At 68.1% G+C, this 21,275-nt stretch carries 20 protein-coding genes and 1 pseudogene; 3 read left to right on the top strand and 18 right to left on the bottom strand.

Annotated features, from left to right (window positions below; translation table 11 throughout):
- Positions 1–177: 177 nt before the first annotated feature.
- From ACQPYH_RS16805 to ACQPYH_RS16785, 5 genes are all read right to left on the bottom strand, one after another.
- The gene (locus ACQPYH_RS16805; protein ID WP_432892336.1) at positions 178–1,158 is read right to left on the bottom strand and encodes a type IV toxin-antitoxin system AbiEi family antitoxin domain-containing protein; all 981 of its coding nucleotides are present in this window, start codon (positions 1,156–1,158) and stop codon (positions 178–180) included.
- Between the two features lie 83 nt (positions 1,159–1,241).
- Entirely contained in the window at positions 1,242–1,397 is a 156-nt protein-coding gene (locus tag ACQPYH_RS16800) for a hypothetical protein (protein ID WP_432892334.1), read from the bottom strand.
- Positions 1,394–2,299: an RluA family pseudouridine synthase gene (locus ACQPYH_RS16795; RefSeq protein ID WP_432894416.1), complete on the bottom strand. Its 906-nt coding sequence runs from the start codon at positions 2,297–2,299 to the stop codon at positions 1,394–1,396. Before ACQPYH_RS16795 ends, ACQPYH_RS16800 begins: the two co-directional genes overlap by 4 nt.
- A 14-nt stretch (positions 2,300–2,313) precedes the next feature.
- Positions 2,314–2,790, bottom strand: coding sequence for a signal peptidase II (gene lspA, locus ACQPYH_RS16790; protein ID WP_432892332.1), 477 nt, complete (start codon positions 2,788–2,790; stop codon positions 2,314–2,316).
- Positions 2,791–2,909: 119 nt separating this feature from the next.
- On the bottom strand, positions 2,910–3,365 hold the full coding sequence (locus tag ACQPYH_RS16785) for a TraR/DksA family transcriptional regulator (protein ID WP_432892330.1): 456 nt from the start codon (positions 3,363–3,365) through the stop codon (positions 2,910–2,912).
- Between ACQPYH_RS16785 and ACQPYH_RS16780 the strand changes: the two genes are divergently transcribed.
- Both ACQPYH_RS16780 and ileS read left to right on the top strand, forming a co-directional pair.
- A complete protein-coding gene (locus ACQPYH_RS16780) occupies positions 3,364–3,528 on the top strand; it encodes a hypothetical protein (protein WP_432892328.1) in 165 nt (54 codons plus the stop codon). The two genes, ACQPYH_RS16785 and ACQPYH_RS16780, sit on opposite strands and share 2 nt — an antisense overlap.
- A gap of 558 nt (positions 3,529–4,086) precedes the next feature.
- Positions 4,087–7,236 carry an isoleucine--tRNA ligase gene (gene ileS, locus ACQPYH_RS16775; protein ID WP_432892327.1) on the top strand — a complete coding sequence of 1,050 codons (3,150 nt, stop codon included), beginning with the start codon at positions 4,087–4,089 and terminating at the stop codon, positions 7,234–7,236.
- 243 nt (positions 7,237–7,479) lie between these two features.
- Here ileS and ACQPYH_RS16770 read toward each other — a convergent pair whose 3' ends face one another.
- The 6 genes from ACQPYH_RS16770 to ACQPYH_RS16745 form a co-directional block, all read right to left on the bottom strand.
- On the bottom strand, positions 7,480–8,241 hold the full coding sequence (locus ACQPYH_RS16770; protein WP_432892326.1) for a DivIVA domain-containing protein: 762 nt from the start codon (positions 8,239–8,241) through the stop codon (positions 7,480–7,482).
- A 198-nt stretch (positions 8,242–8,439) separates the two neighbouring features.
- Positions 8,440–8,745: a YggT family protein gene (locus ACQPYH_RS16765; RefSeq protein WP_432892324.1), complete on the bottom strand. Its 306-nt coding sequence runs from the start codon at positions 8,743–8,745 to the stop codon at positions 8,440–8,442.
- Between the two features lie 50 nt (positions 8,746–8,795).
- Positions 8,796–9,350: a cell division protein SepF gene (locus tag ACQPYH_RS16760; protein ID WP_350862673.1), complete on the bottom strand. Its 555-nt coding sequence runs from the start codon at positions 9,348–9,350 to the stop codon at positions 8,796–8,798.
- An 82-nt stretch (positions 9,351–9,432) separates the two neighbouring features.
- Positions 9,433–10,146, bottom strand: a complete 714-nt coding sequence (locus ACQPYH_RS16755; RefSeq protein ID WP_432892322.1) for a YggS family pyridoxal phosphate-dependent enzyme — start codon at positions 10,144–10,146, stop codon at positions 9,433–9,435.
- Entirely contained in the window at positions 10,143–10,868 is a 726-nt protein-coding gene (pgeF, locus tag ACQPYH_RS16750; protein WP_432892320.1) for a peptidoglycan editing factor PgeF, read from the bottom strand. The genes ACQPYH_RS16755 and pgeF overlap by 4 nt, the downstream gene beginning before the upstream one ends.
- A 9-nt stretch (positions 10,869–10,877) precedes the next feature.
- Positions 10,878–11,861 carry a S41 family peptidase gene (locus ACQPYH_RS16745; RefSeq protein ID WP_432892319.1) on the bottom strand — a complete coding sequence of 328 codons (984 nt, stop codon included), beginning with the start codon at positions 11,859–11,861 and terminating at the stop codon, positions 10,878–10,880.
- Between the two features lie 57 nt (positions 11,862–11,918).
- Here ACQPYH_RS16745 and ACQPYH_RS16740 point away from each other — a divergent pair, with 57 nt between their 5' ends.
- Positions 11,919–12,434 (top strand): ArsR/SmtB family transcription factor, encoded by a 516-nt coding sequence (locus ACQPYH_RS16740; RefSeq protein ID WP_432892317.1) that lies wholly within the window; start codon positions 11,919–11,921, stop codon positions 12,432–12,434.
- A 589-nt stretch (positions 12,435–13,023) separates the two neighbouring features.
- Here the strand turns inward: ACQPYH_RS16740 and ftsZ are convergent.
- From ftsZ to mraY, 7 genes and pseudogenes are all read right to left on the bottom strand, one after another.
- Positions 13,024–14,029: pseudogene (gene ftsZ, locus ACQPYH_RS16735) on the bottom strand (cell division protein FtsZ); the annotation flags it as partial.
- 160 nt (positions 14,030–14,189) lie between these two features.
- Positions 14,190–14,930 (bottom strand): cell division protein FtsQ/DivIB, encoded by a 741-nt coding sequence (locus ACQPYH_RS16730; protein WP_432892315.1) that lies wholly within the window; start codon positions 14,928–14,930, stop codon positions 14,190–14,192.
- A gap of 18 nt (positions 14,931–14,948) precedes the next feature.
- Positions 14,949–16,421 carry a UDP-N-acetylmuramate--L-alanine ligase gene (gene murC / locus ACQPYH_RS16725; protein WP_432892314.1) on the bottom strand — a complete coding sequence of 491 codons (1,473 nt, stop codon included), beginning with the start codon at positions 16,419–16,421 and terminating at the stop codon, positions 14,949–14,951.
- Entirely contained in the window at positions 16,418–17,506 is a 1,089-nt protein-coding gene (gene murG / locus ACQPYH_RS16720; RefSeq protein ID WP_432892313.1) for an undecaprenyldiphospho-muramoylpentapeptide beta-N-acetylglucosaminyltransferase, read from the bottom strand. Before murG ends, murC begins: the two co-directional genes overlap by 4 nt.
- Positions 17,507–17,528: 22 nt before the next feature.
- A complete protein-coding gene (gene ftsW, locus ACQPYH_RS16715) occupies positions 17,529–18,779 on the bottom strand; it encodes a putative lipid II flippase FtsW (protein ID WP_432892311.1) in 1,251 nt (416 codons plus the stop codon).
- A gap of 15 nt (positions 18,780–18,794) precedes the next feature.
- Positions 18,795–20,231: a UDP-N-acetylmuramoyl-L-alanine--D-glutamate ligase gene (gene murD / locus ACQPYH_RS16710; RefSeq protein WP_432892309.1), complete on the bottom strand. Its 1,437-nt coding sequence runs from the start codon at positions 20,229–20,231 to the stop codon at positions 18,795–18,797.
- Positions 20,228–21,262, bottom strand: coding sequence for a phospho-N-acetylmuramoyl-pentapeptide-transferase (gene mraY / locus ACQPYH_RS16705; RefSeq protein ID WP_432894414.1), 1,035 nt, complete (start codon positions 21,260–21,262; stop codon positions 20,228–20,230). The genes murD and mraY overlap by 4 nt, the downstream gene beginning before the upstream one ends.
- Positions 21,263–21,275 lie beyond the last annotated feature (13 nt).

Raw genomic sequence — 21,275 nt, 5'->3', positions numbered from 1 at the left:
CACGAACCTCCCAGGGCGTAAGTGAGGTGGACCGGTACAGACTAATCGGCGCCCCGGACAGTTTCTGAACCGCCGCTCCGGCCACCACCCGGCCGCCCGATATCCGTTCGTGGACGACACCACAACCACACCATTTCCGCCCGTCCCAAAACGCCGAGAGTCGGGGAGCCCAACCAGTCATACAACGTCTCCGGCGCTCCCCACCAGCTCCAGTGGGAGGGAGCAGGTGGGCGTGCAGGGGGTCGGAGACGCGGTCCAGCCACGGGCACGGAGTACGGTCGCGACCTGAGTCGCCGCCGCGCAGGGATCACCGATCAATCGGTACCCGAACCGGAGCGTCGCCTTCCCCGCGATCAGCGCTGCGTTGTCCCTGGTCATGTCGCGCCAGCGCGAGCGTACGTCGTCGTGCCCGGTCCGGCCGTCGAGCTCGACGACCAAGTCGTAATCCTGGTACACGACATCGCGGTACACGGTGCCGTGAGCGCCGCCGGCCCGGACCTGCCGAGTTGCCGCCGGTAGCCCGTGCGCCCGTTCGACCTTGCGCAGGTAGGCCAGTTCGAGGAACGACTCGACTCCATCAGCGGCTTCATGCAGTACGGCGAGGAGGAGACCGCGCCGTGGAAGCTGGCGCAGGCGGTCGAGCTCGGCAAGAAGACGCTCAGGCGTCGTACGCCGCTGGCGGCATGCGTCGAGCACGAGCGCCACGGCGTCATCGGTCCTTGGCCGGCGACTGGCGACGGTGAGTACAGCGATCTCCAGCCGGACGATCGGCGGCTCACGCCAACCCTGCAACCGGCTGTCGAGGTTTCGACAGCGCCTGATCTGCACGCCCGGCTGACCGCGCACCCGGCGATTGTGCGGGAGCTCCAGCCGGATCAGGTCGTCGCCCCAGTTGCCCTCCATCCCTAACCTGCGCAGGGCGGTCTCGCCGCTCAGCGCAGCCTCGGGTCCGTACGCCAACCAAGCCGCCCACAGGCGAGTCTCCCAGGGAACCGGCCCGGTGAAGTCCACGTACACGCCACGGAACACACGTTGGATCCGGCCCGTCCGGCGACGTACCGCGAGCATTCGGTCCGACACCCCATGCTCGTTGGCCTGCTGCCGGGTGAAGGCACCCACTTGCCGTCGCCTCAGCGCGGCGAATTCCTCATCGTCCACGCCAGAGAAGATGCACTCCCCGACCCCCTTCCCCAGACGCCTTCTTTTCCCTGTGGACGAGCCCGAGTGGGGATTCCTGCCTGTCACCTCGGGTGCGCTGCGCTCCCCAAACCCACCGGAGGGAGGCAGCGGGGAGTGCGGTACCCGTGTCGCTCGATCGCGCCGCCGAGCACGGTGCCGGCGATGAAGATTCCCTGCGCGGCGATGGTGGCGATCGCCAGCGCTGGGCGGGGCTTCATGTGTCGACGAGGAGGTCCAGGGCGTGGTCGAGGTCGGGGGGGTACTCCGAGGTGAACTCGACGTACTCGCCGGTGCCGGGGTGGGTGAAGCCGAGGCGCATGGCGTGCAGCCACTGGCGGGTGAGGCCGAGGCGTTCGGCGAGGACCGGGTCGGCGCCGTACGTGAGGTCGCCGCAGCACGGGTGGCCGATCGCGGACATGTGCACGCGGATCTGGTGCGTGCGGCCGGTCTCGAGGGTGATCTCGAGAAGGGTCGCGTAGCGGAACGCCTCGAGGGTCTCGTAGTGGGTGACGCTCGGCTTGCCGCCGGCCACCACGCCGAACTTGTAATCGTGGTGCGGGTGCCGGTCGATCGGCGCGTCCACGGTGCCGGTGAACGGGTCGGGGTGACCCTGCACCAGCGCGTGGTAGATCTTCTTGACCGTCCGCTCCTTGAAGGCGCGCTTCAGGACGGTGTACGCGTACTCCGTCTTGGCGACGACCATCAGCCCGGACGTGCCGACGTCGAGCCGGTGCACGATGCCCTTGCGCTCGGCCGCGCCGCTCGTGGAGATGTTGAAGCCGGCGCCGGCCAGATGACCGATCACGGTCGGGCCGGTCCACCCGGGCGACGGGTGCGCGGCGACCCCGACCGGCTTGTCGACGACGACGATCTCATCGTCGTCGTACACGATCCGCAGGTTGTCCACGGTCTCCGGCACGACGGTCACGTCGGACGGCGGCGCCGGCAGCTCGACATCGAGCATCACGCCGGCCGCGACCCGCGAGGACTTCGGCGCGGGCGAGCCGTCGACCTGAACCAGGCCGGACTCGATCATCTCGACCGCCTTCGTCCGGGACACCCCGAACAGCCGGGACAGCGCAGCGTCGAGCCGCTCCCCCGCAAGACCGTCCGGCACCATCACGGTCCGCGAAGTCACTTGCGCTGCTCCCGGGTGCCGTCGAGCTTGACCCCGCGCAGCGTCTGGATCACCAGCAGGATGGCGGCCGACGTCACCGCCATGTCCGCGACGTTGAAGATCGCCCAGTGCGGCGTCTGCAGGAAGTCGACCACGTGCCCGTGGAACGCCGACGGCTCGCGGAAGATCCGGTCGATGATGTTCCCGACCGCGCCGCCGAACAGCAGCCCGAACGCGACCGCCCAGCCCGCCGACCCGAGCCGCCGGGACAGGTAGATCACGCCGATCGCGACGGTGATCTGGATCGCCGAGATGTACGGCGTGTAGCCGGTCCCGAGGCTGAACGCGGCGCCCGGATTCCGGATCAGGTTGAACTTGAGCAGCGACCCGACCACATTCACCGGTTCACCCGGCGTGAGGTGGGCCAGCGCGAGCGCCTTGGTCACCTGGTCGAGCAGCAGGATCACGAGGCCGACCGCACCGAACAGCCCCATCCATTTCCAGGATCGGGGCGGCGGTGGCGGCGGCGGGGACGACGGAGAACCGGCCGACGGGTCGTCGGCCGGTTCCGTGGTGTCTGCGTCTCCCACCTGGTGAGACGAGGCGGGGTCGTTCAGCGGCGTTCCTGGCGTTCTTTGCATGACACGCACAGTGTCGCACGCGGGAACGCCTGCAGCCGACCCTTGCCGATCGGATTGCCGCAGCTCTCGCAGACGCCGTACGTGCCGTCGTCGATCCGGGTCAGCGCGAACTCGATCTGGTTCAGCATGTCGCGGGCGTTGTTGGCCAGCGACAGCTCGTGGTACCGCTCCAGGGTGGTCGACCCGACATCGGCCTGGTCGTTCCCGGCGCCGTCGCTGCCGTCGCGGAACAGGCCCGCGATCTCCTGCTCGGCGTCGCGGATCTCCTGCGTGAGGTGCTCGACCTCACCCTCGAGTTCCGTGCGGAGCTCGGCGAGCTCGGCCGCGGTCCACGGGTCCTCGCCCGGCTTCACCTTGAAGGTTTCGGCCGTATGCGCAGCGGACTTCGCCGGCGCTGTGGCCGGGGTCCTGTTCTCGTTCGTCTTCATGGCCACCCTCTTCGTCTGGGCTTGTTTGGCAGGGATCTTCTTGGCCGGAGCCTTCTTTGCCGCAGTGGAAGTCGACGCCGACTTCTTCGCGGGAGTCTTCTTGGCCGGCGAGGCCGTCGCCGGTGTTTTCTTCGCCGGGGCTTTCCGGGCCGCTGTCTTCTGAACCGGCTCGGACTTCTTCGCAGCGCTCTTCTCGGCCGCGGCGGAACGTTGGGGGGCGGACTTCTTCTGTGCCGATGTAGCCATGCTGATCAGCTACCCCCTGCCTTCGTCGGAGACTGAAGCGGACTGGTCGCAAGACAGTAGGCCACGTGATCACCACGTGCCAGCCCGACGCGCAGACCGTGGACATACGGTAGTCGGTTCTTCAAGTCCGCTCGATGTTCCGCGCGTCACAGCCCTGTCTCAGCCGTTACCGTCAGTCACCCGAACGTTTCAGTCGACTCATCGACAGCTCCCCCAAGAACGATTAACGATTCGTAGTCAGCTCGTACGACGCCGTACACTGACAACCGCGATCCGCAAGGCAGTGATGGGGCTATCACCCCGGAGCCGCCGGAAGAACGGTCTGTAAGGGACCCATTAGAACCGGCAGCGGCAGCAAAAGGAAGTGGGTATCTCGCGAAGAGACACCAAGGAGGGTGGTACCGCGCGGTGCCGGCGACAGGCCGGTGCTTCGTCCCTCGTCCCGCAGGTCAGTGGCGACGAAGGACGACGAACGATGGCGGCAGAAAACCCTCACACTCCTTGGCGGCAGGTTCCCGCCCAGGTCGACTTCCCTGCGCTCGAGCGCGAGATGCTCACCCTCTGGGACGAGCACGACACCTTCGCCAAGAGCCTCGAGCAGTCCGCCGGCGGTCAGCCGTGGACCTTCTACGAGGGTCCGCCGACCGCGAACGGCATGCCGGGCACGCACCACATCGAGGCCCGCGTCTTCAAGGACGTGTTCCCGCGCTACCGGACCATGAAGGGTTTCTGGGTCGAGCGCAAGGCCGGCTGGGACTGCCACGGCCTCCCGGTCGAGGTGGCCGTCGAGAAGGAGCTCGGCTTCAGCGGCAAGAACGACATCGAGAAGTACGGCATCGCCGAGTTCAACGCCAAGTGCCGCGAGTCCGTACTGCGGCATGTGGACGCGTTCAACGAGCTGACCGTCCGGATGGGTTACTGGGTCGACCTCGAGCACCCGTACAAGACCATGGACCCGGAGTACGTCCAGTCGGTGTGGTGGTCGCTCAAGCAGATCCACGACAAGGGCCTGCTGGTCGAGGACTACCGCATCACGCCGTACTGCCCGCGCTGTGGCACCGGCCTGTCCGACCACGAGCTGGCCCAGGGCTACGAGACCGTCGTCGACCCGTCGGTGTACGTCCGCTTCCCGCTGACCTCCGGTCCGCTCGCCGGCAAGGCGTCGCTGCTGGTCTGGACGACGACTCCGTGGACACTCGTTTCAAACACGGCAGTCGCCGTACACCCCGACGTCGAGTATGTCGTCGCCACCGACGGCGTGGAGTCGCTGGTCGTCGCCAAGCCGCTGCTCGACCGGCTCGGTGAAGGCTGGACGGTGACCGACGAGTACGCCGGCCGCGAGATGGAGCTGTGGAACTATCAGCGGCCGTTCGAGCTCGTGCCGTTCGACGAGCCGGCGCACTACGTCGTGCTCGCGGAGTACGTCACCACCGAGGACGGCACCGGTCTGGTGCACCAGTCCCCCGCGTTCGGCGCCGACGACCTCGCGGTCGGGCGCGCTTACAACCTGCCGGTAGTGAACCCGGTGGACTCGAGCGGTCACTTCAACGCCGACGTGCCGCTGGTCGGCGGGCAGTTCTTCAAGAAGGCCGACGAGGACCTGGTCAAGGACCTCGACGCGCGCGGTGTGCTGTTCAAGCACGTGCCGTACGAGCACCCGTACCCGCACTGCTGGCGCTGCCACACCCCGGTCATGTACTACGCACTCCCGTCCTGGTACATCCGCACCACGCAGGTGAAGGACGCCCTGCTCCGCGAGAACGAGCAGACCAACTGGTACCCGGACTCGGTCAAGTGGGGCCGGTACGGCGACTGGCTGCGCAACAACATCGACTGGGCCGTCTCCCGCTCGCGCTTCTGGGGTACGCCGCTGCCGATCTGGCGCTGTGCCGATGACCACCAGGTGTGTGTCGGCTCGCTGGCCGAGCTCGGCGAGCTGGCCGGTCGCGACCTGAGTGCCACCGACCCGCACCGGCCGTACGTCGACGACATCACCTTCGACTGTCCGACCTGTGGTGCGGAGTCGCACCGCGTGCCCGAGGTGATCGACGCCTGGTACGACTCGGGCTCGATGCCGTTCGCACAGTGGGGCTACCCGTGGGCGGAGGGGTCGAAGGAGAAGTTCGCGACGACCTACCCGGCCGACTTCATCTCCGAGGCGATCGACCAGACCCGCGGCTGGTTCTACACGCTGATGGCGATCGGCACGCTGGTCTTCGACGAGTCGTCGTACCGCAATGTCGTCTGCCTCGGGCACATCCTGGCCGAGGACGGCCGGAAGATGTCCAAGCACCTCGGCAACATCCTCGAGCCGATCCCGCTGATGGACGACCACAGCGCGGACGCGGTGCGCTGGTTCATGGCCGCCTCCGGTTCGCCGTGGAAGGCGCGCGGTATCGGGCCGAACGTGCTGAACGAGATCGTCCGGAAGGTGCTGCTCACCTACTGGAACACGGTCGCCTTCCACGCGCTGTACGCCCGGCTCGCGGACTGGTCGCCTGCCGACGCGCCCGCGGTCGAGGACCGTTCGGTGCTGGACCGGTGGCTGGTGAGCGAGACGCATCGGCTGGTCCGCGACACCGACGAGGCGTACGCCGCGTTCGACACGCAGCGGCTCGGTCTGCTCATCAACTCGTTCGTCGACGTGCTGTCGAACTGGTACGTCCGCCGTTCGCGCCGCCGGTTCTGGGCCGGAGACGCCGGCGCGCTGGCCACCTTGCACGAGACGCTCGAGGTGCTGACGCGGGTGATGGCGCCGCTGACGCCGTTCGTCACCGAGCGGGTCTGGCAGGACGTGTTCCGTCCGGTCACGCCGGAGCTGCCCGAGTCGGTCCACCTGTCGAGCTTCCCGACGTACGACGAGACGCTGATCGACGACGTACTGGCGCAGCACGTGTCGATGGCCAAGCGGGTCGTCGAGCTCGGCCGGTCGGCCCGCGCCGAGGCGAAGGTGAAGACGCGGCAGCCGCTGGCCCGCGCTCTGGTCGGATCGGCCGCGATCGCGGACCTGTCGCCCGAGCTGCTGCAGGAGATCGCGGACGAGCTCAATGTGGGCACGGTCGAGCCGCTGTCCGCGGCGGGCGCCGACCTGGTCGAGTTCTCCGCCAAGGGCAACTTCCGTGAGCTGGGCAAGCGGTTCGCCAAGCAGACGCCGGTGGTCGCGGCCGCGATCGCCGCCGCCGACGCCGGTGCGCTCGCTGTCGAGCTCAAGGAGACCGGTACGGCGTCGGTCGTCGTCGACGGCGAGGACGTTCGGGTCAGCGAGGCCGAAGTACTGCTGTCCGAGCGGCCGAAGGAAGGCTGGTCGGTGGTGAACGAGCAGGGCGAGACCGTTGCCCTCGACCTCGAGGTGACGCCGGAGCTGCGACAGGCCGGCCTGGCCCGCGAGGTGGTCCGGACGTTGCAGGAGGCCCGGAAGAACGCCGGCCTCGAGGTCTCGGACCGGATCAAGGTCTGGCTGACCTCGGCCGACACCGAACTGACCGATGCCCTCGGCAAGCACGCCGACGAGATCGCCCGCGAGGTCCTCGCCGTCGAGCTGAACCAGTCCGCCCCCACAGAGGCGGATGTTGCCAGCGGCACCGAAGAGGACCTGCAGCTCAGCTACTGGCTGACGAAGGCCTGACCGGCAGACGAACGGCGCGGGCTCCTGACGAGGAGCTCGCGCCGGGCTGTACTCGGTGCTGTCTTCTGGAGTGTGTTCCCCGATGGAACCGGCCGGGGAATCACCCGTACTTCTTCAAACTTTTACATCCTCTGACCCGGACCTGACACCCTGTCACCGCGACGGGACCGTGTGTCAAAAGTGTCCAGACATGACGAAGAGGCGGTGCCGCCGGAAAGCACCGCCTCCTCAACGAGGTTTTGTTTACACGCCGTGACCGTGAGCCTGGGCGCGGGCCTCCGGGCGGAAGCCGTTGCGCGGGCTGAGCGTGTCGTCGCCGTTGCCGAGCGCCTTCAGCTGCTCGGTGAAGTACGTCTTCAGGCGGCTGCGGTACTCACGCTCGTACGCGTGCAGGTCGTCGATCGTGCGCTCGAGCTGACCCTTCTGCTTCTCCAGCGTGCCGAGCATCTGCGCACGACGCTCCGCGATCTCGCCGTCGAGCTTCTCGGCGCGGGCGCGGGCCTCACCGGTCATCCGGTCGGCCTTGCCACGCGCCTCGTTCTCCAGGCGCTCCGCCTTGGCGCGGGCCTCGCCGATGATCTTGTCGGCGGTGTCCTTCGCCTCCTGGACCAGGTCGTCGGAGTGCTTGGTGGCCATCTCCAGCAGCCTGACGGCCGAGCTGGAGGCGTCGCCGACCGAGCCGGCCGCCGCAGCAGCGCTGGCAGCCACGACTGGCGGCATCACCGGGGGCTTCTCCTCCGGCTTCTCGACCACGACCGGGGGCTTGGGCTGCTGCACGACAGGCGGCAGGGCGGCGGTCTGGTCGACGACCGGCCGCTGCTGGTCCGCACCTGCGCGCTGAGCCGCCGCGAGCTTGGCCCGCAGCTCCTCGTTCTCGGCGAGAAGTCGCTCGAGCTCTGCCTCGACCTCGTCGAGGAAGGAGTCGACCTCTGTGACGTCGTAGCCCTCCCGTAGTCGGACGGGCGTGAATTGCTTCGAGCGGACGTCATCCGGCGTCAGCGGCATCTTTCACCTCGTTTGTCTGTGTCTTGGCGGAGTCCCCGTAGTGTTGCACCCCGGCGACTCAGTAGATCACGTTATCGCTTCGTTGTCTTATGACGGAATCCGGGCGGTCGACAACGGTCCTGCCCGGTGGAGCGGCCCGGTAGGAACGGCTCCGTTTTTCCCGAGACTCTACCTACCCAGTCCTCGCCGTTCCCACCCTCACAACGACCGCAAAGCCGTTGAGTTGATGGACATCGCCACCGACACGATGACGAACAGCATCAGCATGGACAGGTCGATCCGCACCCCGCCCGCCCCGATCGGGGGCAGGATCCGCCGCAACGGCTTCAGCAGCGGATCGGTGATCGAGTAGATCAGCTCGAAGAACAGGAGCAGTGGACCCTTCGGGTGCCACTGGGGCGCGAACATGACGATCAGACTGAGCACGAACCTCGCCACCAGTACCAGGAAGAAGGCGAGCAGCACCCAGCTGAGAACACTGAGGACGAGCGCTAGAGCATTCATGTCGTCAATGAGTGTAGAAGACGGCGGAAGGCCAGGAGCCAACCAGAGCCTCAGCTCTGGTTGTAGAACCCGTCCGCGGCGATCTTCTCCTTCTCCTCGGCGGCGACCGTGACGTTCGGCGGGCAGACCAGGAACACCTTGGTGGTGATCCGCTCGATCGATCCACGGCAGCAGAAGATCAGCCCGGCGGCGAAGTCGACGAGTCGCTTGGCGTCGGCGTGATCCATCTCGGTCAGGTTCATGATGACGGGGGTGCCGTCGCGGAAATGCTCACCGATGACGCGCGCCTCGTTGTAGCTGCGCGGGTGCACGGTGGTGATGCGGGCCAACTCGGTAACCTCCGGGGACGGCGCGACCCCGCGCCGGTCTGGGAACTTGCTGACCGTGGCGCCGCTGGTGTTCTCACGGTCCTCGCGGTGCTCGCGAGACTCGCGGCTCTCCCGGCCGGCAGGTACCGGCTCGGTCTCGTGGGAGTCCCCGTCAACATCGTCGACTGCGTCATCGTCGTACTCGTCGTACTCGTAGTCGTCGTACCGCGCGTTGTAGCGCTCCCCGTCCTCGACCAAGCCGAGGTACACACCCATCTTGCGCAGTGCGCCGCTCATGGCCCTCCAGCACCTCGATCCGGTTCTACGACAACTCCAACGACAACGGTGACCAGGAAGCAAAACCTGCTCGATGTCGACACTAACCGAGTGAAGGACGCGTACCGAGTAAGGCGCGCCCGAGCCGGACGTGTGTCGCACCGTGCTTGATCGCGGCCTCCAGATCACCGGTCATCCCGGCCGAGATCCAGTCGGCGCCGGGGTGTTCGGAGCGTAGCCGCGACGCTACGTCCCGCAGTCCGGCGAAGGCTTCGCCGGGGTCCGATCCCAACGGCGCGACAGCCATCACTCCCCCGAGCTCCAGTGCGTCCGCCGCCGCGATCTCCGCGGCCAGTCCGGGTACGTCGGATGGCTCGACACCGCCCCGCCCCGCGCCGGTCGCCGCATCGGCCGATCCGTACGCCGCGAGGCTCACCTGGATCAGGCAGCGCACCGTCTTCTCCTCGGCGACCGCGGCCTTGGACAGCGCTTCGACGAGTGACGACCGATCGACGGAGTGCACGATCGACGCGTTCCGGACGACGGACCGGGCCTTCTTCGACTGCAGCTGACCGACGAAGTGCCAGGTAAGGTCCGCGCACTCCGGCGCCTTGACCTTGAGCTCCTGCTCGCGGTTCTCGCCGACGTCCCGCACTCCGAGGGCCGCCAGCGCCCGTACATCGCTGACTGGGAAGGTTTTGGTGATCGCGACAAGGGTGACCTCGTCCCGGGATCTCCCGGCCGCCTGACAGGCCTTCTCGATCCGCTCCTGAACCTGCAGCAAGTTGCCGCGCAGCTCGTCGGAACGGTCGGTCATCGCGTGACCAGCTTGATGAGGCCCGCCATCCGGCCGCTGGTCGGGCCTTCGCGACGGTACGAGTACAGGTTGCCGGACTCGATCGTGCACGCGGTCGCGTCGACCACCTCGACGTCGAGCTCGGCCAGTTGCGCCTTCACGCCGGCCGCCACGTCGAGGGCGGGCGTCCCCCAACTGGTCTCGGAGTACGCCGCCGGCACGCGCTCGGCGACCTCGGCCCGCATCTCTTCAGGGACCTCGTAGCACTTCCCACAGGCATACGGCCCGAGTACGGCGGTGATGCGCGAGGCGCCGAGGTCCCGCATCGCGTCGACGGTCGCCGGCACGATGCCGACGTACATGCCCTTGCGTCCGGAGTGGGCTGCACCGATGACACCGTCGCCGACCAGCAACACAGGGAGGCAGTCCGCGGCGCGTACGGCGAGGACGACGTCGGAGCGGGTCGTGACGAGCCCGTCAGCCTTCGGGTTCTGCTCGAGCGGTAGGTCGTCATCCGGGCCGACGACATAGACGTCGCGTCCATGGACCTGGCTGACGCGGACGACCGCGTCGGGCTCCACTTCGAACGCGGTCGCGACCCGACGGTAGTTCTCGGCGATCCTCTCGGCGTCCTCGCCGTACCCACCGAGATTGAATTCGCCGTACGGCGGTTTGCTGGCGCCGCCGTACCGATCGGTGAAGACGACCCGGGCGGGGATGCGAACCTCGTCGTAGCCGAACACGACTGAAGATTACCCAGCGCTGACCCCGGCACCCAGCAGCGCCCGCGCCTCATCGGTCACACCGTTCCGTTCGGGATCCGCCGGCAGCTCGAGCACGTACCCGGCCGCCAGGCGATAAGCCTCGGCAAACGCCTCGTCCGCCGGTACGTCGAGGTCGGGAACGACACCGGTGCCCTCCCAGTTGGTCCCCGTGACCGAGCTCACCGAACGCGCGACCGGCACGCTCGCCTCGAGCTGCTCGTGCAACTTGAACCCCTGGCGCGGGTGCGCGCCGCCGCCGGTCCGTTCGCCCACGACGACCGCCCGCCCGAACTGCTGCAGGTTGTACGCCAGCTCCTCGCCGCCCGAGAAGGTCGCGGGGCTGGTCAGAACCCAGATCGGCTTGGTGCCGCTGAACCGCGGACCCGGCACGTACGGCATGGTCCAGAACTGCCGCGTCGTACCGTCGGCCGGTTTGACCAGATCGTGCAGGTGGATCGGCTCGTCGGAGTCGAGCAGATAACTGCAGACATGGGCGACCTGATCGGGCGATCCACCCACACAGCGGCGCAGATCGATGAGCAACGCGTCGGTCGACGCGAGCAGGGACATCGCCGCGGTGACTGCCGGTCCGGCCATGTTGGGGGGATAGAGCAACGGCCGGATCTCGAGCAGCCCGATGTTGCCGTCGAGCCGTTCGACGCGTGCCATCCCGCCGGCGTCGAGCTCTGCCCGGCGCCGCCAATGCGCTTCCTCGGCCACCGGATCCGTCTCGTCCGGCAGTCCGTCGCGGCGGAAGATGAGGCGCAGGTGCTTGTCCTGATTGCCGACCTGCAGGTCGGTCGTGACTCGCTCGGCCAGCTGCTCCGGCGTACCGAGGTCGTCGTACCGACCCTCGGCGACCGCCGCGGCGAGCCGATCCGCCACCTCGGCGCCGATCTCGGGAAAGACATAGTGCTCGGCGACCAGCGCGCCCAGCCGGCCGACGACGGCCCTGATCTCTTCGGTGTGCATGGGCAGAAGTAGAGCACGCCGTTTGACAAAGCGTCAAGAAATATAGACGCTTAATCCATGGCTGAGATCGTCGATCACCTAGAGGTGTCGAGCGCCGCGCAGTTCAAGGCGCTCGGGCACCCGTTGCGGCACCGTTTGCTGTTCGCGCTCGGGCAGGAGGCGGCCACGATCAGCCAGCTGGCCGCTGCGCTCGGGACAGCCAAAGGCAATGTCGCCCATCACCTGGGCGTGCTGCGCGACGCCGGGATGGTGCACGTGGCCGAGACTCGGCAAGTGCGCGGCGGGACGGAGCAGTACTACCGACGGTCGGTACGGCGGTTCGACTTCGTCGGTGAAGGCGCCCGGGCGGCCAACACCGTCGCGCTCCAGGCCGTCAGCGCCGAGCTCGAGACCGCGGCGGACGACCCGCTGTTCAACCTGCGCAACCTCCGGCTCACCGCCGCCCAGGCCGCGGAACTCGCCGCGACCCTGGACCGGATGGTCCACGACCTCACCGACGCCGGCCCGACCGAGTCGCGCTACGGCGTCCTGGTCTCCGTCTACCGCCCCCGCCAGCCGGACCCGACAGCCTGAAGTCCCCCACAACCTTGTGCACCCACCAACCAGATTCGCGAGCGCGAAGTGGTTGGTGGGTGCACAAGGTTGGGGCTGCGCGGGAGTTACTTCAGGAAGTCCGGGATGTCGAGGTCTTCCTCGGGCTCTGGCTTCTTCGGCTTGGGGGCGCTGGGCTGGGCAGACTGGCTCGAGGTGCTCGGGCCGTTGGTCGGCCAAGAGTGCGGAGCGGTCGGCGATGCCGGGGTGTGCGGCGTCGGCTGGGTCGACTGCTGACCGGACTGCACGGTGCGAACCCCGTCCCCGGCCGGCGGGCGCGCGGAGTTGGTCGTGCCGACGCCGGGCCGCGGCTCGGTCGGCGCAGGCACCGGGACCGTGTCGTCCGTCGGCATCGGAGGCGTCGTCGGTGTCACGTTGGCAGCCGGGCCGCCGGTTGCCGGTGCACTCTGCGTGTTGGCACCGGGAGCCGTCGGCGGCTGCTGAGCCGGAGGCTGCGTCGTGCCGGGAGTCTGGCCGGGCTGCACCGGAACGCCGGGGACCTGTCCACCGGACGGCGCGCCGCTGGCGGGCTGGCCGGTCGTCGGGGCGCCTGACATCGGGGCCGAGTAGCCCTGCGGGCGGGAGGACTGGGGGCGAGCCTGGTTCATCGCCTGCTCGCGGCGCTTGGGCATGCCGCCGTCGAAGCCGGCCGCGATCACCGTGACGCGGACCTCGTCGCCGAGGGCGTCGTCGATGACCGCGCCGAAGATGATGTTCGCGTCGGTGTGCGCGGACTCCGACACCAGCTGGGCCGCCTCGTTGATCTCGAACAGGCCCAGGTCGGACCCGCCCGCGATCGACAGCAGTACGCCGTGCGCGCCCTCGATACTTGCCTCAAGCAACGGAGACGAGATGGCCGCCTCGGCGGCCGCGACCGCGCGGTCCTCGCCGCGGGACGAGCCGATGCCCATCAGCGCGGAGCCGGCGTTCGACATGACGGCCTTGACGTCGGCGAAGTCGACGTTGATCAGACCGGGCGTGGTGATCAGGTCGGTGATGCCGGAAACACCCTGCAGCAGCACCTGGTCGGCCTGCTTGAACGCGTCCAGCACGGACACGGCGCGGTCGGAGATGGTCAGCAGCCGGTCGTTCGGGATGACGATCAGCGTGTCGACCTCTTCGCGGAGCGCCGCGATGCCGTCCTCGGCCTGGGTCGCACGGCGCTTGCCCTCGAACGAGAACGGCCGGGTCACCACACCGATGGTCAGCGCGCCGAGCGAGCGGGCGATCCGGGAGACCACCGGCGCGCCGCCGGTGCCGGTACCGCCGCCCTCACCCGCGGTGACGAAGACCATGTCGGCGCCCTTCAGCGCCTCCTCGATCTCCTCGGAGTGGTCCTCGGCGGCCTTCTGCCCGATCGCCGGGTTCGCGCCGGCACCCAGACCACGGGTCTCCTCGCGACCGATGTCGAGCTTGACGTCCGCGTCGCTCATCAACAGCGCTTGCGCGTCGGTGTTGATGGCGATGAACTCAACGCCCTTCAGACCGTGCTCGATCATCCGGTTGACGGCATTCACGCCGCCCCCGCCGATACCAACGACCTTGATGAGTGCCAGGTAGTTCTGCGGTGCCGCCACGTCCGCGCCTCTCGCCTCGTTCGTTTCCCGTTGTCCAGCGAAAAGACTGAACCTCAACTGAATGCTTAGAGTTATGTCAACTTTAGATTACGACGCACGGTACGGGACGCTTCCGGCCAAAGTCCACGCGCCTCGCCGGGCGTCCCCGGGATGTGACTCGTCACCGCTTTTCCCCTTTGGTGACAGGGAGATCGGGCGCCGAGACGTCGTACACCTTCGCCTGCCGCTTCATCAGCACGCTCAGTACCCCGGCCTTGCGCGCACTGTCATCGGAACTACCCCAAACGACCTTCACACCCGAGCTCAGGTTGAGCGTGATCGAATCCGGCGACGCTGCCGAGATCGAGCTCACCTGCGCCCGCAAGGTGTCCGGGAGAGCGGCCGAAACCGTCACCACCGAGTGGATCGTGACGTCGCGCCGTACGCCGGTCACCTTCGCGTCCGGCAGTCCGGCCGGCCGGTCGGGCACGGTGCGGTACGACGTACCGGTCGCGTCGACCAGTTCGTACCGCGAGCCGTCCGTGACGACCACGACCGGAACCCGTTCGGTGACGACGATCACGATCTTGTTCGGCCAGGCGCGGGTTACCTGCGCGTCCGCGACCGCCGGGATCGTCCGCACCCGGTCCGCGATCGACCGCAGGTCCACCTTCGCCAGCGGGCTGCCGACCGGTGCGGCCGCGGTCTGCTCGATCGTTGCCAGCGGCACCGTGTCGGCACCGCTGATCCGAACGCCCGAGACAGCAAGCGCGGAGGAGAAGTAGAACAGCCAGACGACCAGCCCGGCCACGACAACGAGTCCGCCGCCGATCGCCCAAGGCAGCCAACTCCGCCAGCGCACCAGCCGTTGCCGGCGCGCGAACCGCTGCTGTGCCCGAGCCAGATCAACGCTCTGGCTCATTCAACAAACCCCACCCAATTACTCCACCACAGCTACCGGCGTTGACTCGGCAGGCTCGCGGGCCGAGTCGCGAGCACTGGCGCGTTCGGCCAGCAGACCAACGACTTCCGGGCCGATCAGGGTCACGTCGCCCGCGCCCAGCGTCACCACCAGGTCGCCCGGCCCGGCCAGGTCCGCGACCAGCTGCGGCACGGCGGACCACGACGGCTCGAACCGGACCTGGTCCGGCTCCAGCGGCACATGATTCGCGATCAACGCCCCGGTGACGCCCGGCTCCGGGTCCTCGCGGGCCGCGAACACGTCCATCACCACGACCTCGTCGGCCAGCGCCAGCGATTCGGAGAACTCCTTGGCGAAGATCCGCGTCCGGCTGAACAGGTGCGGCTGGAAGCAGGCGATCACGCGCCCCTCCCCCGCCACCGTGCGCGCCGCGGTCAGGTCGACAGCCAGCTCGGTCGGGTGGTGCGCGTACGAGTCGAACACCCGCACCCCGTCCTCGAGCCCCTTGAACTCGAACCGCCGGCCGGTGCCGGTGAACGCCGCCAGCCCTTCGGCCAGGTCGGCCGCGGAGAACCCGAGCCCGAGCCCGACCGTCAGCGCCGCCGACGCGTTCAGCGCGTTGTGCTTACCCGCCTGCTGCAACTGCACCATCGGCAGCTTCCGCCCGCGGTACACCGGCACGAACGACTGCGTCGCGCCGGTCGCGGTGATCTCGGTGACATGCAGATCCGCGTCCTCCGACTCGCCGTACGTCCGTACGTCGATGCCGCGGTCGCGCGCGTACTCCGCCAGCCGCCGCGCGCCCGCGTCGTCCTGGCAGATCACCATGAAGCCCTCGGGCAGCACGCGATCGCAGAACTCCTCGAACGCCTTGCGGTAGCTGGCCTCGTCGCCGTAGTTGTCCAGGTGGTCCGGCTCGACCGACGTGACAATCGACACCTCGGGCGAGTACGTCAGGAACGACTTGTCCGACTCGTCCGCCTCGGCGACGAACAGGTCGCCGGTGCCGTCGTGGGCATTCGACCCGGACTCGTTCAGGTTGCCGCCGATCGCGTACGACGGGTCGGCGCCGCAGTGCTGCAGCGCGACCGTCAGCATCGAGGTCGTGGTCGTCTTGCCGTGCGTGCCGGCGATCGCGAGCGTGCGGCGGCCGACCATCACCGAGGCGAGCGCGGCGGCGCGGGGCAGGATCGGGATCCCGGCCGCGCGGGCGGCGACCACCTCGGGGTTGGTCTCGCGGATCGCGGTCGACACCACCACGGTGTCGACGTCCTTCACGTGCTCGGCGGCGTGACCGACCCAGCAGGTCGCACCGAGCGCGCGGAGCGCGGCGAGCACCTTGCCGTCCTTGGCGTCGGACCCGGACACCTCGATCCCGCGGGAGGCCATGATCCTGGCGATACCGGACATACCGGCTCCGCCGATTCCTACGAAGTGCACTCTGCCCAGCTTTTCGGCAGGCAGGAGCGTGTCAGGTGCGGTGACGATCACGAAGCAGACCTCACCACATCCAGGATGATCCGCGCCAATCGCTCGTCGGCATCCGTCCTGATCACACCGGTCGCAGCTGTGGACATGGCTGTCAGACGCTCGCGGTCGTGCAGAAGTTGCGGCACGTTCGCGCGAATCCAGTCCGCGGTCATCCCGGCGTTGTCGATCAGCACACCTCCACCCACGTCCACCACGGGCTTGGCGTTCAACCGCTGCTCACCGTTACCGATCGGCAGCGGAACGTAGATCGCGGGCAGCCCGACGCCGGACACCTCGGTGACCGTGTTCGCCCCTGAGCGGCAGACCACCAGGTCGGCCGCGGCGTACGCCAGGTCCATCCGGTCGACGTAGTTCAGAACGACATACGGGTAGCGGCCGGTCTGCGGCACTTCGAGGCTGTTCTTCGGGCCGATCGCGTGCAGGACCTGGATACCGGCTGCCTGCAGGTCCGCGGCGGCGCCGGAGACGGCCTCGTTGATCTGCCGCGCACCCTGCGACCCGCCGGTGACGAACAGCGTCGGCGCGTCCGGATCCAGGCCGAAGAACTGCCGCGCCTCGGCCCGCAGCGCGGCCCGGTCCAGCGTCGAGATCGCGCGGCGGATCGGCAGCCCGACGTACTCCGCGTGCGGCAGCTCGCTGCCCGGGAACGACGTCTTCACGTACTGCGTGCAGTAGCGGGCGGCGAACTTGTTCGCGATCCCCGGCACCGCGTTGCCCTCGTGGACGACGATCGGCGTCTTCCGTCGCCAGGCGGCGACGTACGCCGGGGTGGAGACGTAGCCGCCGAACCCGACCAGGACGTCGGCCTTGGCCTCGTCGAGCACCCGCCGGGCGGCGCTGACCGAGGCCAGCATCTTCCCAGGTACGGCGAGCAGGGCCGGCGTGGGTTTGCGGGGCAGCGGCACCGGCGGGATCAGCTCCAGCCGGTAGCCGGCCTCCGGTACGACGCGGGTCTCGAGGCCGCGCTCCGTCCCGAGGGCGAGGATCTCGACGGTCGGGTCGATCCGGCGCAGGGCGTCGGCGGTGGCGATCAGGGGTGAGGTGTGGCCGGCGCTACCGCCGCCGGCCAGAACGATGCTGGGCACAGCTTTCAACGCTCCCGCGGGTTCACTTGTGGTGCGGCGTACGCCGCGAAGGCAGCCACCCGAACCGGGGCCGCCTGGTCTCTTTCAGGGCGGCCTGCGCGCCGGGCTCGGCCTTCGCGAAGGACAGCAGCATGCCGATCGCGATGAGGGTCGGCAGCAGTGCGGAACCACCGTACGACAAAAGCGGGAGCGGGATACCCACGATGGGTAGCAGTCCGATCACGGCGCCCAGGTTGACGAGCGTCTGGGCCATGATCCAGATGGTGATCCCCGCCGCCGCGTAGCGGACGAACGGCTCGGTGTTCCGCGTCGCGATCCGCACTCCGGCGTACGCCAGTGTGAGGAACAGAGCAAGCACGGTGAGCGACCCGACCAGGCCGAGCTCCTCACCGATCACCGAGAAGATGAAGTCGGTGTGCGCTTCCGGCAGGTTGCTCCACTTCTGCCGGCTGTTGCCGATGCCGACGCCCCACCAGCCTCCGGTCGAGAGTGCGTAGAACGAGTGGTACGCCTGCCACCCCACACCCATCGGGTCCGAGAACGGATCGAGGAACGACGTGACCCGCTGCATCCGGTACTTCTCCGCGTTGACGAAGTACGTCGCCACCGCGCCGACCACGACGATCGTCGCGACGAACAGCCGCGTCGGGGCGCCGACGATCCAGATCATGCCGATCATCACGGCCATCAGCACCAGCGCAGTACCGAGGTCGTGCTGGCCGACGACCAGCGCGATCACCAGACCGCAGACCGGCACCATCGGGACCAGCAGATGCTTCCACTGGGTGAGCAGCTTCTCTTTGCGGGCATACAGATCCGCGCACCACATCACCATCGCCAGCTTGGCGAACTCACTCGGCTGGATCTGCAGCGGTCCGCCGAGGTTCAGCCAGTTGGTGTTGCCGTTCACGCCGACGCCGAGGCCCGGGATGTAGGTCAGCACCAGCAGGAAGATCGATCCGAGCAGCGCGACGTACGCGAGCATGCGGAAGTGCCGTGGCGTCATCCGCGAGGCGACGTACGCCATCGGCAGACCGACCACGACCCAGATCAGCTGACGGACGAAGATCGTGTAGCTGTTCCCGTTGATGCGCAGCGACAGCACACTCGATGCCGAGAGCACCATCATCAGCCCGAGCACGAGCAGCAGACCGGTCGCGCCGAGCACGATGTGGTACGACGTCAGCGGCCGGTCGAGCACGTCCCGGATGGCCGCGACCCAGGCCCGTTCGCCGTTCTTCCTACCCTGGGGCTGATCCGCGATCGACGTCACGCGATCACCTCCGGATCAGTTGTCGAGCGCGTGTACGGCTTCGGTGAAGGCGTCCCCACGGGCTCCGTAGTTGGCGAACATGTCCCAGGATGCGCAGCCAGGCGCGAGCAGCACGGTGTCACCCACCTGTGCGAGCTTCGCCGCCTCCCCCACCACGATCTGCATAGCTCCAGTGTCTGTTGCCTCGACGACGATCCTCGGCACATCGGGTGCGTGTCGCTCGAGAGCTTCGGCGATCACCTGCTTGTCCTGGCCCATCAGCACGACGGCACGCAACCGGTCGCGGGCCGCGATGACCAACTCGTCGAACGTCGCGCCCTTGGCCTGACCGCCGGCGATCCACACCACCTGCTCGTAGGCGAGCAGCGAAGCCTGCGCGGCGTGCGGGTTGGTTGCCTTCGAGTCGTCGACATAGTTGACCCCGGCAACATCCGCGACATGCGCGATCCGGTGCTTGTCCGGCCGGAAGCCCCGCAGCCCGTCGCGGATCGCCGTCGGCGGTACGCCGAACGAACGCGCCAACGCGGCCGCGGCCAGCGCGTTCGCGATGTTGTGCGGAGCGGCCGGCGTGACGTCAGAGATCATCGCCAGCTCGAGCGCCGACGTGGCGCGCTGTTCGACGAACGCCCGATCCACCAGCAGGTCGTCGACGATCCCGAGCATCGACAGTCCCGGCGTACCGAGGGTGAAGCCGATCGCGCGGCAGCCCTCGATCACGTCCGCGTCCATCACGAGCTCTTCGGTCGCTTGGTCGGCGACGTTGTAGACGCACGCGATCTGGCAGTTCTCGAAGATCCGGCCCTTGTCCTTGGCATAGGCATCCAGCGAGCCGTGCCAGTCGACATGATCCGGCGCGATGTTCAGTACGGCGGCCGAGTGCGCCGACATCGAGTGCGTGTAGTGCAACTGGTAGCTGGACAGCTCGACCGCGATCACGTCGTACGGCTCGGGGTCCATCACCGCCTCGAGCAACGGCAGACCAACGTTGCCCGCGGCAACCGTCCGGAGCCCGGCTGCCTGCAGCATCGCGGTCAGCATCTGCACCGTCGTGGTCTTGCCGTTGGTGCCGGTGATGCACAACCACGGCGCGGCGGTCGCCGGGTCGCGCAGTCGCCACGCCAGCTCGATCTCGCTCCAGATCGGCACGTCCCGCTCGGCCGCCTGCGCCAGCAACGGCGAGTGCGGCGGTACGCCGGGCGACGTGACGACGACGTCGACCTCCTTCGGCAACTCCGCCGTACTGCCGGGGCCGAGGGTGATCGTGGCGCCGAGCGTCTCCAGGATCACTGCCTTCTCGCGCAGCGCCTCGTTGTCGCGATCATCGAGTACGACGAGGTGCTCGGCGCCGGCCTGGATCAGGGAGTCCGCGCAGGCGTAGCCCGCAGTACCGAAGCCGAGCACGACGAACCGCGTCGTCGCCCAGCCGTCGTCCGTCCGTGTGTCGAGACTCATCCGGTCACCCATTCCGCGTAGAAGACCCCGAGACCAATCACCACGCACAAGCCTTGAATGATCCAGAACCGGATCACGATGTTGACCTGTTCCCAGCCGAGCATCTCGAAGTGATGATGCAGCGGCGCCATCCGGAACAGGCGTTTGCCCTTGGTGGCCTTGAAGTAGCCGACCTGCAGGATGACCGAAGCGGTGACGATGACGAACAGGCCGCCGAGCAGCAGCACGAGCAGCTCGGTCCGGGTCATCACCGCCATCCCGGCCAGGGCGCCGCCGAGCGACAGCGAACCGGTGTCACCCATGAAGATCTTCGCCGGCGAGGCGTTCCACCAGAGGAAGCCGAACAGCGCGCCGGTCAAACACGCGGCGACCACGGCGAGGTCGTGTGGATCTCGAACCTCGTAACACTTGGCGCCGACGCCGTTCGCGGTCGCGCAGCTCTGGTTGAACTGCCAGATGCAGATCAGCGTGTAGGCGCCGAACACCATCATCGACGCGCCGGTCGCCAGACCGTCCAGACCGTCGACGAGGTTGACTCCGTTCGACATTCCGGCGATCAGCAGCAGGATCCAGATGATCACCAGGATGGCCGGCAGTTCGAGCCAGCCGATGTCGCGGATGAACGAGATGAACGGCGAGGCCGGCTTCTGCCCGCGCTCGTCCGGGAACTGCAGCGCGAGCACCGCGAACACGACCGCGACGAAGGTCTGACCGGCCAGTTTCGCCTTGCTGCGCAGGCCGAGGCTGCGCTGCCGGAAGATCTTGATGAAGTCGTCCAGGAAGCCGACCGCGCCCATCCCGGCGAACAGGAACAGCACGAGGAGCGCCGATGCGCTCGGCGGCGTCATCGTGAACAGCTTCGCCGCGAAGTACCCGACGATCGTCGCGACGATGAAGACCGTGCCGCCCATGGTCGGCGTACCGCGTTTGATGTGGTGCGAGGTCGGGCCGTCCGCGCGGATCTCCTGGCCGTAGCCGCGCTTGGCCAGCCATCTGATCGCCCAGCGCGTGCCGATCAGCGTCAGCACCATCGCGACGGCGCCA

The organism is Kribbella sp. CA-245084 (assembly GCF_050942355.1).
Taxonomy (GTDB): Bacteria; Actinomycetota; Actinomycetes; order Propionibacteriales; family Kribbellaceae; genus Kribbella.
This window is presented reverse-complemented; position numbering and strand designations above follow the sequence as displayed.